This window comes from Changchengzhania lutea, from assembly GCF_006974145.1.
GTDB lineage: Bacteria > Bacteroidota > Bacteroidia > Flavobacteriales > Flavobacteriaceae > Changchengzhania > Changchengzhania lutea.
This window is the reverse complement of record NZ_CP039456.1, coordinates 1,771,553-1,788,386: the sequence shown is the minus strand read 5'-3', so window position 1 is coordinate 1,788,386 and position 16,834 is coordinate 1,771,553. Positions and strand designations below refer to the sequence as shown.

The following is a 16,834-nucleotide window of genomic DNA, read 5'->3' as shown; positions in this document are numbered from 1 at the left end:
ATTTAAGTCAATTTATATCAAATGAATATAAATTGACTTAAACTTCTTTTTTGCGTGCAAATTGCGTGCAAATTAAAGAGACTTTAAAAGCGTGAAACCTTGTAAATCCTTGTTATTATTGTGGAGAAGATCGGATTCGAACCGACGACCTCTTGACTGCCAGTCAAGCGCTCTAGCCAACTGAGCTACATCCCCTTTATTTATTTTAACCCTTTTAAGACCAAAACTGGTATGGCACTAGAGAAATCCTTTTTCATGATTTCGTTTTTCTCCCACTTCTTAGTGAAAAATCCACGTTTACGACGTACTACACATAGCATATCTGGATTTATAGAGTCTAAGTTCTTAAGCACACCTTGAAAAGTTGTCGCATTTTCAGTAGTACTTTGATTCGTAATTATTTCAGATAAATCATCTATGACCTTAAAATCTCCATCATTATAATACGGCGTTTTTACAAGTAGTAAATTAACCTCTGCTTTAAAATGCTTTTGTATAGCCCTTAAAGGATTAAGTACATTTTTCTTTTTTATAATGGCCGATTTTACCGCCATTAAAATTCGATTAATGGATTTGAATTTGTAACCTTCAGGAACTATCAAAGCTGGAATATCCGTTTGCTTAATAATTCTGCCAGAAGTTTTCCCCAAATACACGTCGTCACTAATTGAATTTGTTCTTGGTTCAATTAACAATAAATCAATATCCGCTGTTTTACACGCTAATTCTAGAGTATCAACTAAATGACCTTTTAAGGACTTGACTACGACTTCAACATTTTTAGTATCAACCTTAGCAACCAAATTCTTTAAAAACTCCAGACTTTCACGCTGTATAATGTGATCTACCTTAATCATCGTACCCGCTTTTGTAAATACGTTATATATTTGTACAACAAAAACTTTAGCTCCAAATGATTCAGCAAAATCTACAGCGTACTGCAAATGGCTCACGGCATTTTTTGAAGATCCTACGGGTACTAAAATATTCTTCATGATAACAAATTTAACATTAATTTTACAGCAACAATACTGCAAAAGTAAACATTAAAAATGATTCGTAAAGGAACCCTCGAAGATATTGATTCAATTATTGAAATAACAAAAGCTTGTGCTGTCCATATGATTTCTAAGGGCATTTTCCAATGGAATGAATTTTACCCAAACCCACAGGCCTTTATACATGACGCCAACAGAAGTGAATTGTACGTTTTAGAAAAAGATTCTAATATTGTTGGCTGTATTACCCTCTCAATAGTTATGGATGCCGAATATAAACCTATAAGATGGTTAACACCCAATTTGGATAATATTTATATTCATCGGTTGGCAGTTCACCCCGAGTATCAAGGACTGGGTTACGCGCAAAACCTGATGAAATTTGCAGAAGACTATGCCTGTAATAATAATGTTAACTCCATACGATTAGATACTTTTTCACAGAATAGCAAAAACCAAAAATTTTACGAACTTCGCGGCTATAAAAGATTGGGCAATATTTATTTCCCTAAGCAAAGTGAATATCCATTTTACTGTTACGAACGAATACTTTGAGCGCTACAATTAGTTTTAAAAACATTAACAAACTCGCTATCCCTGCTTTAATTTCAGGTATATCAGAGCCCATTTTATCGTTAACAGATGCTGCTATTGTTGGTAATATATCGATAAATGCCACCGAATCTTTAGCGGCCGTTGGCATAGTAACCACATTTCTTTCTATGCTTATTTGGGTACTAGGTCAAACACGTAGTGCCATTTCCTCGATAGTTTCGCAATATCTTGGAGCAGATAAACTGCATCAAATAAAAAATCTCCCGGCGCAAGCTATCTTTATAATCACGTCTTTAAGCATTTTAATCATTCTAGCAACCTTTCCGTTTGCAAGACAAATTTTTAAACTCTACAACGCCTCAGATTTAATATTGGAATACAGTATAGATTATTACAGAATACGCGTGTTTGGTTTCCCTTTTACCTTATTTACCATCGCCGTATTTGGAGCATTTAGGGGCTTGCAAAACACTTATTACCCCATGCTAATAGCCATTATTGGTGCCTCTTTAAATATTATATTAGATTTCATTTTAGTTTATGGCATTACTAATATTGTTACGCCCATGAATATCGAGGGTGCCGCTTATGCCAGTGTGATAGCGCAATGTGTTATGGCCATATTATCAGCTTATTTCCTGCTGACTAAGACCATCATTCCTTTAAAATTGAGCTTCCCTTTTAATAAAGAAATCAAGCGCTTTATGCTCATGATTCTCAATTTGTTTGTTCGTACCATAGCGCTAAATGTCACGTTATATTATGCCAGTGCATTTGCTACAAGTTACGGGGCAGAATATATTGCAGCTTATACTATAGCAATAAATTTATGGTTTTTAGGAGCATTTATTATAGACGGTTATGCCAGTGCAGGAAATATTTTATCAGGGAAATTATTAGGCGAAAAAAATTATACGCTATTAATTGCACTCAGTAATAAGCTCATTATTTATGGTATTATTATTGGTTTAATTACAGGTAGTATTGGAGGTATTCTCTACCATCCATTAGGATTACTCTTTACAAAAGACCCTGAAGTATTAAGCACATTCTACAATGTGTTTTGGATTGTACTGATCATGCAACCCTTTTGTGCTTTGGCATTCATTTTTGACGGCATCTTCAAAGGGCTCGGGAAAATGAAATACTTACGAAACGTGCTTTTGGTATCTACCTTCTTGGTTTTTGTTCCCATCCTATTTGGTTTGGATTATTTAGGATTGAAACTTCATGCTATTTTTATTGGTATTACCGTTTGGATTATCGCTCGTGGCATTCCTTTAATTATAAATTTTAGAAAAATCTTTATCCCGCTTTCTCAAAAAAGTTAACTTTGGGCAATAATAGGCATTGAGCAATCCATAACCAATATGACTTTATTTTTAGCATATCTTCAACAGGTAAATATTGGAGAAAAAGTGCAAAATGCCCCAGATAAGGGTTACGAAATCGGGGTTTTTATAGGTTCCATGTTACCATTCGTGGTGTTGGTTTTAATCGCTTACATGATTTATAAATTCAACAAAAAACGCATTAATAAAGACTAATATGGATATCATGTCATTTATAAGCGGCAACGGATTATTCCTTTTATTAGCCGTAGTTTTAACCATCGTTTACATAGTAAACAGAAGAAAAAATAAATAATGAGCAATATTCGCATCACAAAGCAATTCTCTTTTGAGACCGGTCATGCCCTTTACGGGTACGATGGTAAATGTAAAAACGTCCATGGGCATAGCTACAAATTGTCTGTCACCGTTATTGGCCAACCCATTACAGATTCCAACCACGTCAAATTCGGTATGGTTATCGATTTTGGTGACTTAAAAAAAATCGTGAAAGAAGAAATTGTAGACGTCTTTGACCATGCGACCGTTTTCAATAAAAACACCCCGCATGTCGAACTTGCCAAGGAACTCCAAGATCGCGACCACAGTGTCTTGTTGGTAGATTACCAACCCACAAGCGAAATGATGGTAATTGATTTTTCAAAAAAAATAAAAAACCGATTGCCCAATCATATTACCCTGCACTCTTTAAAGCTGCAAGAAACAGATACCTCTTTTGCCGAATGGTACGCCACAGATAATAATTAGGGCGTTACCACAAGGGTCGGGCTTTCCGCTATATCTTTTTAAAACGTCATAGCGAAGCGTAAGCGACGTGGCTATCTATATATTGTTTACTTGAAAATTAATATCGTACTGGCTAATTTAAAAAGGATGCCGCATCAATCCCTAACGCAAAAACTGTTAGCTACAATTTACGGTAAATAAATTGTCATTTTAAAACCAACAGATTCTTTATATTTGCCACATGCAAATTCCAGAAGGAAAAAAAATATACTTCGCATCAGACAATCACCTTGGTGCACCCACAAAAAATGCCTCACGCCCACGCGAAAAAAAATTTATTGAGTGGTTGGACCATGCCAAGAAAGATGCCTCTGCCATTTTTCTTTTGGGCGATTTATTCGACTTTTGGTTTGAATATAAAACTGTGGTTCCAAAAGGATTCACGCGTACTTTAGGAAAACTAGCCGAAATTAGCGATGCTGGTATTCCAATTTACTACTTTGTGGGCAATCATGATTTATGGATGCACGGGTATTTTGAAGATGAACTTGGCATTCCGGTATACCACAAACCCAAAGAATTCACCTATAATGGCAAGTCCTTTTTTATTGGCCACGGTGACGGCTTAGGCCCATATGACAAGGGCTATAAACGCATGAAAAAAATTTTTACCAACCCTGTTTTTAAATGGTTTTTTAAATGGCTTCATCCAGATATTGGTATGAAAGTGGCACAATATTTATCCGTTAAAAACAAATTAATTTCTGGGGATGATGATGCCACATTTTTAGGTGAAGATAAGGAATGGCTCGTGCAATACAGTAAACGAAAACTTGCAGAAAAACACCGTGATTACTTCGTGTTTGGTCACCGCCACTTACCCTTGGAAATCAATCTTAACACGGACTCAAAATACATTAATCTAGGCGATTGGATTACCTATTATACCTACGGCGTGTTTGATGGAGAACACTTTCATCTTAAAGAATACTAAGCATCATTTTCGTGCGCTTCCAAATCCTTTGTTAGATCTAACTTTCTAAATGACGGCGATACCAATCCGGTGGTTACAGCTGTTATTAAAGTCATTGTGCCTCCAAACACAACAGCCGTAACGGTGCCCATAAGTTTAGCGGTCAAACCACTTTCGAACGCACCTAATTCATTTGAAGAGCCTACAAACATAGAATTGACAGATGATACACGACCCCGCATATGATCGGGCGTTTTTATTTGTAAAATGGTCTGTCGTATCACCATAGAAACGCCGTCGGTCATCCCACTAAAGAACAGAGCCAATACAGAAATCCAGAATATAGAAGACAATCCGAAAACAATAATACACACTCCAAAACCAAACACGGCAGCCAACAATTTCATACCGGCGTTTTTACTAATAGGAATATAAGCCGTAACCAACATGGTTATAAAAGCGCCAACGGCAGGAGCAGCACGTAAAACACCAAAACCTTCGCTACCAACTTTTAAAATATCTTGCGCAAAAATGGGTAGCAAAGCAATGGCTCCTCCAAATAGAACAGCGATCATGTCTAAAGTCATAGCACCTAAGATGGCCTTTGTTTTAAAAACGAAACGAACCCCTTCTTTCAAGCTCTGGATAACGGGTTCTCCTATTTTAGGATTCAAAATAGGTTTGCGCTTGATGTTAAATAATATAAATAATGACAGAAGCACTAGACCGAAAATGATACAAAGCGACCAATGAACACCCAACCAACTAATAGAAAAACCTCCAAAAGCAGGCCCTAAAACCGATGCCATTTGCCAGGTAGAACTGTTCCAGGTAGCGGCATTGGGATAGATTTTTTTGGGAACAATAAGAGCCACTAAAGAAAATATAGTGGGTCCAAAAAAGGAACGCAAAAAACCTCCAAAAAACACCAGTGCATAAATAGAATATAAAATAATATTCGTGGACCAATCGGCTACAATTTTAGGCCAGGTCAATAAAAATAGGCCTAGGCTTATTAACGAAAATGCCGCAATACAAAGTGCTAATAAATTTCTCTTTTCGTTTTGGTCTACAATATGACCCGCAAACAGCGCCATGCTAAAGGCTGGAATAATTTCCATTAACCCAATGATTCCTAATGATAAAGGGTCTTTGGTTAAACTATACACCTGCCATTCAATAACTATAAACTGCATAGACCAGCCAAAAACAAGCACAAAACGTACCAGTAGAAAGATGTTGAATTCTTTTATTCGTAAGGCGGCGTAAGGATCTTTTTTCGTCATCAATTACGGCTTAATATCTCGTAGTTTGAGCTGCAAACTAACATGTCCTCGCCATTCATTTTCATCTATAGAGTATACCGCCTTAAAGGATTTATTATCACGTACCAAGTCATATTTATCACCCATACTAAATCCAATACACACCAAATTTTTTGAAGTAGATGCTTGCGTCACTGTTAATCGTAAATGCGTTTTATCTGCACCAACACATTTTCCATAACCCGTATCCACTAAGTTTTTAGATACAAATACAGGGGTCATGTTGCTAGGTCCGTAGGGTGCAAACTGTTTTAAAATCCTGTAAAATTTTGGTGTAATGGATTCTAAATCTATCTGAGAGTCGATTTTAATTTCTGGTACTAAAAGATTTCTGTCTATAGTTTTAGAAACCTCATCTTCAAAAGCTTGCTTAAAGACTTCGTAGTTTTCTTCTTTTAAGGTTAACCCTGCGGCATATTTATGACCTCCAAATTGTTCAAGATGTTCGCTGCATGCTTCCAAGGCATTGTAAACATCAAAATCTCTTACCGATCGCGCCGAAGCTGCTAGCTTGTCACCACTTTTAGTAAACACTAAAGTAGGCCTATAATATGTTTCTATTAATCGAGAGGCCACTATACCAATAACACCTTTGTGCCAATCTTTATGATAAACAACCGTCGTCAACCGGTTGCCTTCTTGATTGTCTTCAATTTGTTGAAGGGCTTCTTCGGTAATTTGTTTATCCGTCTCTCGTCGATCCAAATTGTAATTGTTAATTTCTAAAGCATACTTGGCAGCTAATTCTGTATCCTCTTCAGACAGCAGGGTCACCGCATAATTGCCATGTTTCATACGTCCAGCAGCATTAATTCTAGGAGCTACAATAAACACGACATCTGTAATGGTGAGTTCTGTCTTTTCAACTTGATTTAAAATAGCCTGTATTCCAGGTCGTGGATTACTGTTAATCACCTGCAAACCAAAATATGCCAATACTCTATTTTCACCATTTATAGGCACAATGTCCGCGCCAATGGCCGTGGCAACTAAATCTAAATAGTCTACTAAATCCTCGGCAGTTTTGCCTTCTTTTGAGGCCAGTGCCTGTATGAGCTTAAAGCCAACCCCACATCCGCATAATTCTTTATAAGGATAGTTGCAATCGTCTTGTTTAGGGTCTAAAACAGCTGCGGCTTCAGGAATGGTATCTGATGGTCTGTGATGATCACAAATAATAAAATCAATTCCTAATGTTTTGGCATATGCTACTTTTTCAACAGCCTTGATGCCACAATCCAATGCAATGATAAGTGTGAAATCATTTTCCAAAGCAAAGTTAATGCCTTTAAACGACACACCATATCCCTCATCATATCTATTGGGAATATACGTGAACACAAGTTCATGCTTCGTTTTTAAATACGATGACATTAGCGCGACCGCCGTGGTACCATCAACATCATAATCGCCATAAACCAAGATGTTTTCTTTATTGGCCACCGCTTTTTTAATTCTGGCTACGGCCTTGTCCATATCTTTCATCAAGAATGGGTCATGTAAATCGCTAAGGCTTGGTCTAAAAAATCGTTTCGCATTATCATAGCTTTCAATACCCCTTTGTAATAATAAGGCGGCAATAGTAGCATCTACTTGCAGCATGTTCTGTAGGTCTTCAATTTTTTGTGCTTCTGGTTTTGGTTTGAGGGTCCAACGCATATGCTATGCTCTTTTGAGAAATGAACTTTTTAATTATTATGAAAGTGTGATTCTATACTTAATTCTGAAAATTGACGAAACATTTCCATAACCCCACAATATTTTTCAATAGATAAATCCACCGCCTTTTGCAATTTGCTTTCATTTAAATCTGAACCGTAAAAATGAAAATGCATCACTACTTTATCATAATACTTAGGATGTTCTTCCGTTAAATTAGCATCAATATCAATTTTAAAATTATCAACCTTTAACTTCATCTTTTTAATTAAGGATGCGACATCTAAACCGGAGCATCCTGCTAGCGCAGACAGCATCAACGCTTTTGGACGATAGCCTTCCCCTTTGCCTCCATTTTCTTCCCCGGCATCTATGTATAGATTATGCCCTGACGGATTGGTGCTTTCAAACCTCATCTCTCCCAACCATTTCGTGGTAATTTGACTTTTCATTTTTTCTGAATTGTTTCTTATATGTTCAAAAATAACATATATTAACTTAAAACAATCACCATACAAACTTACATTTGTATAATTTTAACTTCTATTGTTTTTGGTTCCTTTTGATATTGAACGCGTTAAAAAAAGGAAAACATCATTTATAATGATAAATTAATATCTTTAAACCCATGTTTAATATTACCTATCCAATCTTTAAAGAGAAATAATTTTAAGATGAAATATTTTACAATTAGCTTAGTCCTCCTGCTGCAACTTTCCTGTAGTGTATCAAAAAAAATAGTTTCTAAGCCCATCATTTTTAATGAAGAACGAAAACAGTTATTAATCGTTAGGTTATTTAGTTCTTATAAGATTGTCAGGCAGCATATCTGGCGTGTCTGTGATGAAAATATTTTTTCACTTGTGGTTTGTCCTTTTTTCTTTTGTTCATAAAATCATTGATATTTTCCTTTAGCTGTTCCTTGTTGATCGCCCTTTTCTTGCCGATAATATTGGTCTTCAGATCTTGGTTGACGTATTCCTGGGGATTCAGTTCCGGGGAATAGGGCGGGATGAACAATACTTCGATCTTATCATTGTTCTCCTCTAGCCATTGGTCAAGTTTGATGGTCTTGTGGGCGGGATGGTTATCGGTAATGAAAAATATCTTTTTATTGCTATACTTTATCATCAGTAGCAAGAACATCTTAAAGACCTCGCTGTTGAAGCCCTTCTCCATCAACATGAACTGCAGATGCCCCCTGTTGCTTATTGCGGAGATCATATTGACCGTGTATCTTTTCCCCGTTGCCTTTATTATAGGCGTTTTTCCTTTAGGGGCATAGCTCTTGCCTGCCTGGTGGTCGCTCCTGCAGCCCGTCTCGTCCCCAAAGTATATTATCGCTCTTTCTGCCTTTGCCCTTTTTTCTATCGCCGGATATTCTTCCTCCAGCCATTTCCGTACGTTTTCCGGCTTTTGCTCGAACGCCTTTCTTATGGGCTTTTGGGGAGTGTACCCCCATTTTTTCAGGTAGCGCCCTACCTGCCAGCGCGACAGCTCGACGCCGAACTTCTGCGATATCAGCTGCTGTACGGCTTCCCTTGTCCAAAGTCCGAAGGGGAGCTTCAACTGCTCGGGAAGTTTTTCCCTGATAAGTTCCCGCACCTTATGGGCCTGGTCCTTCTTGAGTTTCATGCCGCCCTGCACACCACGTTTCCTGCTGCACAGCGCGCGCTTGCCGCCGGCCCTGTACCGCGCCCATATCTTGTTTACCGAACGCTCGGTGATACCGAAAATCTCGGCGGCCTGTCTCTGGGTGCCCAATTTCTTGCGGAGATAATCGGCCACACGCAACCGTGTTTCCTCTTGGGCATCTTGGTTCTTACGCTTCTTCACCTTTGTTTTCATACAATAAAGATACGTAAAATTTTCAGAATAAGAACTAATTTATGCTCTTATTAATAACCTTAGACTATCTTGCCGATCGTTATGGTTTAGAACAAGAATCCCCTACCATAATACCAAAAATAATTGTTTTACATTGGACAGCTATCACTACTTTTGAAAAAACATTTAAAGCTTTTAATAAACCAGCATTACCAAATTGGAGACCGGATATTAAATCTGTAAGTGGCTTAAATGTGTCTTCTCAATTTGTGGTAGATCGAGATGGCACTATTTATAGCTTAATGCCAGAAACCATCATGGCTAGACATGTAATTGGTTTAAACTATTGTGCCATTGGTGTTGAAAATGTTGGTGGGACAAAAGAGACTCCTTTAACAAAAAAGCAAGTAAATGCCAATATTTGGTTGGTGAAATATCTAGCAAAAAAATATGATATTGCGTATTTAATTGGACATTATGAATACACAAATTTTGAAGGTCATGAGTTATGGCTAGAAAAAGATGCTGGTTACAGGACAGAAAAAACAGATCCGGGAGAGGATTTTTTAAATGCTGTTAAAGAGGGCACCAAACAACTTCATTTAAAATCTGCCCCTAAAAAATTGGTCAATTGATATGAATCACTTTTTAAAAGCTATAGTATTATTAATTTCGATGTCTGTTTCTAGCCAAAACAGTAAGCTTACTTCAAAAATATACGAAACTTATAATAGTTATAAAGAGACCAGTATTGGTAAACGAAGATTAAAACACAGCGACATCCAGCCATTAATTGCTAAAATTAAAAACAACCCAAAATACACAGTAAAGAAAGTAGGACAATCTATTGAAGGGAGGGATTTAACATTGATTAGTATTGGAAAGGGCAAAACAAATGTGCTTGTATGGTCGCAAATGCATGGAGACGAACCAACGGCGACCCAAGCTATTTTCGATATTTTTAATTTCTTAAACAGTCCTGAATTTCTAGAAGAAAAGGAAACTGTACTAAGTAATTTAACCCTTCATTTTTTACCCATTTTAAATCCGGATGGTGCTGAAAAATATACAAGACGGAATGCTTTAGGAATTGATATTAATAGAGATGCTGTAAGGCTACAATCGCCAGAAAGTCAAACATTAAAACGAGTAAGAGATAGTCTTAATGCTGATTTTGGATTCAATTTGCATGATCAAAGTATGTATTATAACGTCGAACGTACAGACAAACCAGCAACAATTTCATATTTAGCGCCTGCATACAATTATGAAAAAGACATTAATAATGTGCGTGCAGATGCCATGAAGGTCATCGTGTACATGAATCGTATTGTTCAAAAATATGCGCCCGGACAAGTAGGCAGATATGATGATGATTTTGAACCTAGGGCATTTGGCGATAATATACAAAAATGGGGAACAAGTACTATTTTGATTGAATCCGGTGGTTATAAAAACGATATAGAAAAACAGGAAGTCAGAAGGTTAAACTATGTGTCTATACTGTCAGGTATTTATAGCATAGCTAAAGAAAATTATAAAAACATCTCTCTTAAAGATTATAAAAAAATACCTCCAAATGATGGTAAGTTATTTAACTTAAAAATTGTAGGAGCAACTTATAATTTATTAGGTAACGATTATAAAATTGATTTAGGCATTAATCGTTTGGAAATAGATAATGATAATCAAACAGATTTTTACAACTTAGGTAAAATCATGGATCAAGGGGATTTATCTAATTATTACGGTTATAAAGTTTTTGATGCTACTGGTTATAGAATTGTTAAGGGGAACGTCTATCCAAAAATATTTAAATCCATAGAATACACTTCTAGTTTAGATATTTATGGACTCTTAAAATCAGGGTATATCTATTTACAAATAGAAGACCTTCCCGAAGATATAAGAGCCACTTCCAAACCCATTAATTTAATTAGAGTTGGGAATAAAACACCTGAACTTGTTTTAAAACCGGGAGTGATCCCTTCCTTTTTATTGGAAAGAAATAACGAAATTGAATATGCGCTAATTAATGGGTTCTTAATTAATTTAAAGACTAAGGAAAGTCATTTTAAAAATGCATTAATCTATAGATGATCCCTTTGAATTTTTAATAATTATCACGAAGCCATTCTAAAACGGATTGCATATGTTTTTTTACTTCACCTGTTGGGTTGGTGTAATGATTGTTCATAAAACTAAAAATTAACATTTTTCCGGAGTTTGTGATTAAATAACCACTTAGAGAATAATTATTTCCAACAGTTCCTGATTTGGCATAAATATACGGTTTTTCGTTTCCCGAATAATATTTTTTTAATGTACCCGATTTCCCTCCAACAGGAAACAAATTAAATAAGCGTTCTTGCGGAATTTCATTGTATAATTTTGTGAGCACTTGGACAAAAGAGGTAGGTGTAAATAAATTATATCTACTTAACCCAGAGCCATCAACCCAACGAGGTGGGTGTTTTAAGTCTTTAAGTTCGTTTTCTAAAATGCGTTCCCTCATTTTACTTGAGCTTAAGGTGTCTGAAAATACAGAAGAACAAAGAATTAACATTTGTTCTGCTAAAAAGTTATCGCTTATTTCCATCATTCGTTTGTACAAAGAATCTGAAGGAACGCTATAAGCAACATACTCCATCTTTTTCTCAGCGTAATTGGATATTGATATTTTTCCCGGCAAGATACTTTGCCATAGTTTTTCTATTAAAAAAGTATCGATCACCATTGGGATTTCTATCGTATCTCGTCGTTTCTTTAAATTATAAAAAAAGATATTATCGTTATAATTCCTTCTTTTGGATGTTTCGGAATATTGAATATTTTGCTTTAGTGCTTTTGGTGTACTTTGTAAACTATCTTTACCATTAATTGTTACTACATTCCCGTACATTGGAAAGCTACTTCGTTCTGGACTAAAATAGGTGTCATAATCCTCCCAAGCCCAACCGGGTCCAAATTTATCATCCTCTAAATTACCCCATACTAAATTGACCTTTTTGTAATTTCTAGCCATTTTTAATGCTGTACTATCATTAAAAAAAGGATGCAGAAAAGTAGGATCTCCTGTTCCTTGTATGGTAATGGTATCGGCCTTTATAGTATATTTAAAAGAAGGAATTCTATTTGGTAATGTGTTTAGTGCGGTGTATAAGGTGAATATTTTTGTGTTGCTTGCAGGAATAAAATATTTATCAGCATGATACTTAACAACGGTATCGTTTGTTTTAGGATTGTAAACTAAGAGTCCCGTAAATTGATTATCATAAAAAGGGGTTTCAATTTTTTTAGTGATGTTATTAGTTATATAGCTAGATTTACAACTATGTAAAACAGCTATTAACAGGGCTAAGAAAAGTATTTTTTTTCCAAATACGGGCATGCTTATAGATTAAATAACAGTTAAACCTATGGACTTAAGCTCTTTAAACATTTCATCACCTGGATCTATATCGGAAATGATAGCATCAATCTCCTTAATAGGCACCACGGAATGTCGCTTTACAGAATTCACCCTATTACTAATACACATGACTACTACATAGTTAGAAGCATGGATCATACTGCTTTTAATACGTGACACTTCCCAGTTCGGTTCTGTTAAACCTCTACTAATATCTATCCCATCGGTTCCCATAAAACAAATATCGGCACTTATATTATAAATTGGATTTACTAAATCTATACCAACCGTAACTTGAGCTTCTTTATTCAATTTTCCTCCAATAAAAATCACTTCTATCGAAGGGTGGTGAGACAATTGCGTGGCAATTGGTAAGCTATAAGTATATACAGTGGCATTAATTTTAGGAGGGATAATTTTAGCCAATTCTAAATTAGTTGAGCTTCCACTCATAATAATAACTTGGCCATTGCAAATTAAATTTACCGCTTTCTTTGCAATTTTCTTTTTCTCCGCAATATCTGAAACACTTCTCTCGTCGTACGATAAAATCCTATTTTCTTTTAATAAAGCGCCTCCATATACTTTATATATCAAGTCTTTAGCTTCTAGGTCTTTTAAATCTCTTCTAATGGTATCTTCTGAAACTGATAATTCTTCACTTAACTTAACTGAAAGCACCTTTTTGTCAACTTTTAATTTCTCTAAAATTATTTGATAGCGCTCTTGTTTTAACATAATTTTTAATTTTTTCTCTATAAATATCCAACAAACCAACTAATAATGCAAAAAAAATGCAAAAAACTGCACAAAACAGCATAAAAAATAATATATTTGAGTAACTATTAACTCAAAATTAATCTATATGAAAAAAAAAACTACCCTCTCTTTCCTTGTTTTTTTTACAGCTGCATTTAGTTTATTGTTTTCTCAAAACATTACTGTTAGCGGTACGGTTACGGATACTTCAAACATTCCGTTACCAGGTGTAAATATTCAAGTTAAAGAAACAAGCAATGGAACCTCGACTGATTTTGATGGGAACTATCAAATTTCCGCAAAACAAGGCGATATTTTGATCTTTTCTTTTTTAGGATTTAAAACTAAAGAGCTTGCTATAAACGGTTCTCTACTAAACGTAAGTCTAGAAGAAGGTACTGGAAAACTAGATGAAATTGTTATTACTGCATTTGGTGTAGCCAAGAAACAGAAATCTTTAGGATATTCTGTGACGCAAATAAGTGCTTCTGACGTTAATCTTACAGGGCAAACCAATGCGCTTGAAGCCCTTCAGGGTCAAGTTGCAGGTCTACAAATTAATAGAACTTCTGGATCTGCCGGTGGTGGGGTCGATATCTTAATTAGAGGTATTACCTCGGTTAACCCATCTAGAAGCAACCAACCGCTAATTATTGTGGATGGTTTGGCACTTAATAACGACACCTTCTCTGGGGAGGTTAGACCCAGTGTCGGATCAAACTCCGTAGATAGTTCAGAACAATTTGCATTTTCAAACAGAGGTGGAGATATTAACCCAGAAGATATAGAAAGCTATAGTGTTTTAAAAGGAGCAGCAGCAACAGCGCTTTATGGGGTTAGAGCTTCTAATGGTGCCATTATAATTACCACGAAAAAGGGAAAACAAGGGAAAGCAAAAATAAATTTAACCGCTTCCACAACTATTAGAAATGTTGAAACAACTACTGATTTGCAAACCAAATATCGAGAAGGCTTTAATAATGCTCCACGAAATCTATACACTCCAAATACAGAGACTGGTTTTACAAGACTTGGAGGTACGACATTCTGGTCATGGGGACCAGAATATGCCGAGGATTCATTTACTACCGAAGATGGAGAGGTTATAGATCTATCCAACGACCGGTTTTATAGTCCGTATGATATATTCAGAACAGGAGTCAATACACAAATAAACTTAAGCATTAGTGGTGCTACAGATGTTATGGACTACTTTTTGTCGGTAGGAAACAGTAGTGATGAAGGTATTTTACCAAATACAAATTTTGATCGAACCAACTTTAGATTAAAAGCTGGCTATAAAGTTACTGATAACTTCACCATTAATAGTTCCATTGCCTATACAAACTCTGGTGGTAGAAGAGCAAATGGTGGAGATAGATCGGTTATGAGTGCCCTAGCTTACTATTCTGGTACGTTTCCAATCAATGACTATATTAACCCTGACGGTACCGAACGTGACTATTCATTTGGAATTATTGATAATCCAAGATATCTATTGGAAACCAGTGGTCTTACCGACGAGGTAAACCGTTGGGTAGGCAACGCTACATTTAATTGGGTGCCAAAGGAATGGGTAACTGTTACCTATGCTGCACAAATTGATAATTATTCCGACAGGCGTAACCGTTATGTTGGACCAGATTTAGATGGCGGCGGTAGTGTTGGTGGTTTTATTGTAAACCAAAACATTAATTTTACAGCATTGGAATCTAACTTATTGGTAGCCTTTACTAAGGATTGGAGTGAAAATTTCACAACCGATTTAACATTAGGCCATCAAATTTCCGATTCCAAAAGAGATTACGACGAAGCACGTGGCGAAGGTTTAAATGTCCCTGGGGTAAATGAAATAAGAAACACCACGAATTTTTTCCTTGATAATACGGTAACCCAATTACGTAATATGGGTGTATTCGGGGAACTTAAAATGGCTTACAAAGATAAATTATTCTTAACATTGACAGGTAGAAATGATTGGTTGTCAACTTTACCAAAAGAAAACAGATCGTTCTTTTATCCATCGGTGAGTTTGGCTTATGATATCTCTGGTCTATTTGGGGATAACGACGTTTTCTCTTTTGGAAAGCTAAGAGCATCTTGGGCAGAAGTTGGCAAAGGCCCTGGTTTTGGTGACGTAGGACAATATTTTGTAGTTGATGGTGATTTTCCTTTTGGGGGAGCAGGAGGTTATAGAAGAAGTACAACACTTGGCGATTTAGATATTATACCAGAACGCAATCAATCTACAGAATTTGGTGCAGATTTAAGGTTTTTCGACAATCGTATCCGTTTAGATTATGCTTATTTTAAAACTAGGGTTAAAGATCAGATATTTAACGTAGGCACAGCCTATTCGTCTGGGTTATCTGCTATTACCAGAAATGCAGGGGATTATGAAGTTTATGGCCATGAACTTTTGTTAAGTGCTGATATTATCAGAAAACAAGACTTTACCTGGAACATGATATTAAACTGGTCCACTAGTGAAGGCAAAGTTTTAGATATTCCCGATGATATTGAAGCTGTTATTTTTGCCGATTCTGGTTTTGCGGGAGTAACTTCAGAGGTTAGGGAGGACGATAAAATGGGAACTTTATATGGTTATAAATGGCGCTACGAAAATGGCGAACGCTATATAGGAGAAGACGGATTGCCTCGTGTGAATTTAGACGAGCGGGTAATTGTTGGAAATGCATTCCCAGACTTTATTTCATCCGTTACAAATAGTTTTAAATATAAAGGTTTCGGATTTAATTTTGTTCTAGAATACAAAAAAGGAGGCGACCTCTACGATTCTAGCATGCGTAATACGATTAGAAATGGGGTACGTGGCATTACTGGTTTCCGTAATGTAAATACGGTACTTGATGGTGTTATGGATGATGGGAACGGAGGTTTTACGTCAAATACCATCGAAGTTCTAATCGATCAAAACTATTATCGAAGTTCAACACGTTATAATAGAGCTTCTGAAGTTATAGTCCAAGATGCTTCATGGGTTAAACTCAGGAATATTGGATTAACCTATGATTTTGGATCTAATATTACCAAAAGTTTAAATATAGACAGGCTTAGTTTAAACTTGAGCGCTAATAACATATTGCTTTGGACACCGTTTGACGGTTTTGATCCTGAGGGAAACCAATATAGCGCAGGAAGTAACGTTTATGGGTTCGCCGGCTTAAGCATTCCTTTAAGCCAGAGCTATTCATTTGGTCTTAATGTTATATTTTAAAAAAAAAGAA

Annotated in this window: 15 protein-coding genes and 1 tRNA gene; 8 read left to right on the top strand and 8 right to left on the bottom strand. The window is 36.1% G+C overall.

Annotated features, from left to right (window positions below; genetic code table 11):
* Nucleotides 1-121: 121 nt before the first annotated feature.
* Together FAF07_RS08230 and FAF07_RS08225 are read right to left on the bottom strand one after the other, a co-directional pair.
* Nucleotides 122-195: transfer RNA gene (locus tag FAF07_RS08230), tRNA-Ala, on the bottom strand.
* 5 nt (nt 196-200) lie between these two features.
* Entirely contained in the window at nt 201-995 is a 795-nt protein-coding gene (locus FAF07_RS08225) for a universal stress protein (protein ID WP_142784646.1), read from the bottom strand.
* Between the two features lie 57 nt (nt 996-1,052).
* Between FAF07_RS08225 and FAF07_RS08220 the strand changes: the two genes are divergently transcribed.
* From FAF07_RS08220 to FAF07_RS08205, 5 genes are all read left to right on the top strand, one after another.
* Nucleotides 1,053-1,553 carry a GNAT family N-acetyltransferase gene (locus FAF07_RS08220; RefSeq protein ID WP_142784645.1) on the top strand — a complete coding sequence of 167 codons (501 nt, stop codon included), beginning with the start codon at nt 1,053-1,055 and terminating at the stop codon, nt 1,551-1,553.
* Entirely contained in the window at nt 1,550-2,884 is a 1,335-nt protein-coding gene (locus FAF07_RS08215) for an MATE family efflux transporter (protein WP_142784644.1), read from the top strand. The genes FAF07_RS08220 and FAF07_RS08215 overlap by 4 nt, the downstream gene beginning before the upstream one ends.
* A 39-nt stretch (nt 2,885-2,923) precedes the next feature.
* Complete coding sequence (locus FAF07_RS18535) at nt 2,924-3,100, top strand: hypothetical protein (RefSeq protein WP_185956545.1); 177 nt, start codon at nt 2,924-2,926, stop codon at nt 3,098-3,100.
* A gap of 99 nt (nt 3,101-3,199) precedes the next feature.
* Nucleotides 3,200-3,652 (top strand): 6-pyruvoyl trahydropterin synthase family protein, encoded by a 453-nt coding sequence (locus FAF07_RS08210; RefSeq protein ID WP_142784643.1) that lies wholly within the window; start codon nt 3,200-3,202, stop codon nt 3,650-3,652.
* Between the two features lie 220 nt (nt 3,653-3,872).
* Nucleotides 3,873-4,625 (top strand): UDP-2,3-diacylglucosamine diphosphatase, encoded by a 753-nt coding sequence (locus tag FAF07_RS08205; protein WP_142784642.1) that lies wholly within the window; start codon nt 3,873-3,875, stop codon nt 4,623-4,625.
* Here FAF07_RS08205 and FAF07_RS08200 read toward each other — a convergent pair.
* The 4 genes from FAF07_RS08200 to FAF07_RS08185 all read right to left on the bottom strand — a co-directional run bounded on the left by FAF07_RS08200 (nt 4,622) and on the right by FAF07_RS08185 (nt 9,436).
* Nucleotides 4,622-5,890: an MFS transporter gene (locus FAF07_RS08200; protein ID WP_142784641.1), complete on the bottom strand. Its 1,269-nt coding sequence runs from the start codon at nt 5,888-5,890 to the stop codon at nt 4,622-4,624. The two genes, FAF07_RS08205 and FAF07_RS08200, sit on opposite strands and share 4 nt — an antisense overlap.
* 3 nt (nt 5,891-5,893) lie before the next feature.
* Nucleotides 5,894-7,588: a single-stranded-DNA-specific exonuclease RecJ gene (gene recJ / locus FAF07_RS08195; RefSeq protein WP_142784640.1), complete on the bottom strand. Its 1,695-nt coding sequence runs from the start codon at nt 7,586-7,588 to the stop codon at nt 5,894-5,896.
* Nucleotides 7,589-7,617: 29 nt separating this feature from the next.
* On the bottom strand, nt 7,618-8,040 hold the full coding sequence (locus tag FAF07_RS08190; RefSeq protein ID WP_142784639.1) for an OsmC family protein: 423 nt from the start codon (nt 8,038-8,040) through the stop codon (nt 7,618-7,620).
* 364 nt (nt 8,041-8,404) lie between these two features.
* Nucleotides 8,405-9,436 (bottom strand): IS630 family transposase, encoded by a 1,032-nt coding sequence (locus FAF07_RS08185; RefSeq protein WP_142784028.1) that lies wholly within the window; start codon nt 9,434-9,436, stop codon nt 8,405-8,407.
* Between the two features lie 41 nt (nt 9,437-9,477).
* On the opposite strand from FAF07_RS08185, the gene FAF07_RS08180 reads away from it, so the two are divergent.
* Nucleotides 9,478-10,050, top strand: coding sequence for a peptidoglycan recognition protein family protein (locus FAF07_RS08180; protein ID WP_142784638.1), 573 nt, complete (start codon nt 9,478-9,480; stop codon nt 10,048-10,050).
* A 1-nt stretch (nt 10,051) separates the two neighbouring features.
* Nucleotides 10,052-11,515 (top strand): M14 family metallopeptidase, encoded by a 1,464-nt coding sequence (locus FAF07_RS08175; RefSeq protein WP_142784637.1) that lies wholly within the window; start codon nt 10,052-10,054, stop codon nt 11,513-11,515.
* 13 nt (nt 11,516-11,528) lie between these two features.
* Here the strand turns inward: FAF07_RS08175 and FAF07_RS08170 are convergent, their stop codons facing one another.
* Nucleotides 11,529-12,806, bottom strand: coding sequence for a D-alanyl-D-alanine carboxypeptidase/D-alanyl-D-alanine-endopeptidase (locus FAF07_RS08170; RefSeq protein ID WP_142784636.1), 1,278 nt, complete (start codon nt 12,804-12,806; stop codon nt 11,529-11,531).
* 9 nt (nt 12,807-12,815) lie between these two features.
* The gene (locus FAF07_RS08165) at nt 12,816-13,565 is read right to left on the bottom strand and encodes a DeoR/GlpR family DNA-binding transcription regulator (protein ID WP_142784635.1); all 750 of its coding nucleotides are present in this window, start codon (nt 13,563-13,565) and stop codon (nt 12,816-12,818) included.
* A 127-nt stretch (nt 13,566-13,692) separates the two neighbouring features.
* On the opposite strand from FAF07_RS08165, the gene FAF07_RS08160 reads away from it, so the two are divergent.
* Complete coding sequence (locus tag FAF07_RS08160; RefSeq protein WP_142784634.1) at nt 13,693-16,824, top strand: SusC/RagA family TonB-linked outer membrane protein; 3,132 nt, start codon at nt 13,693-13,695, stop codon at nt 16,822-16,824.
* Nucleotides 16,825-16,834: the final 10 nt, after the last annotated feature.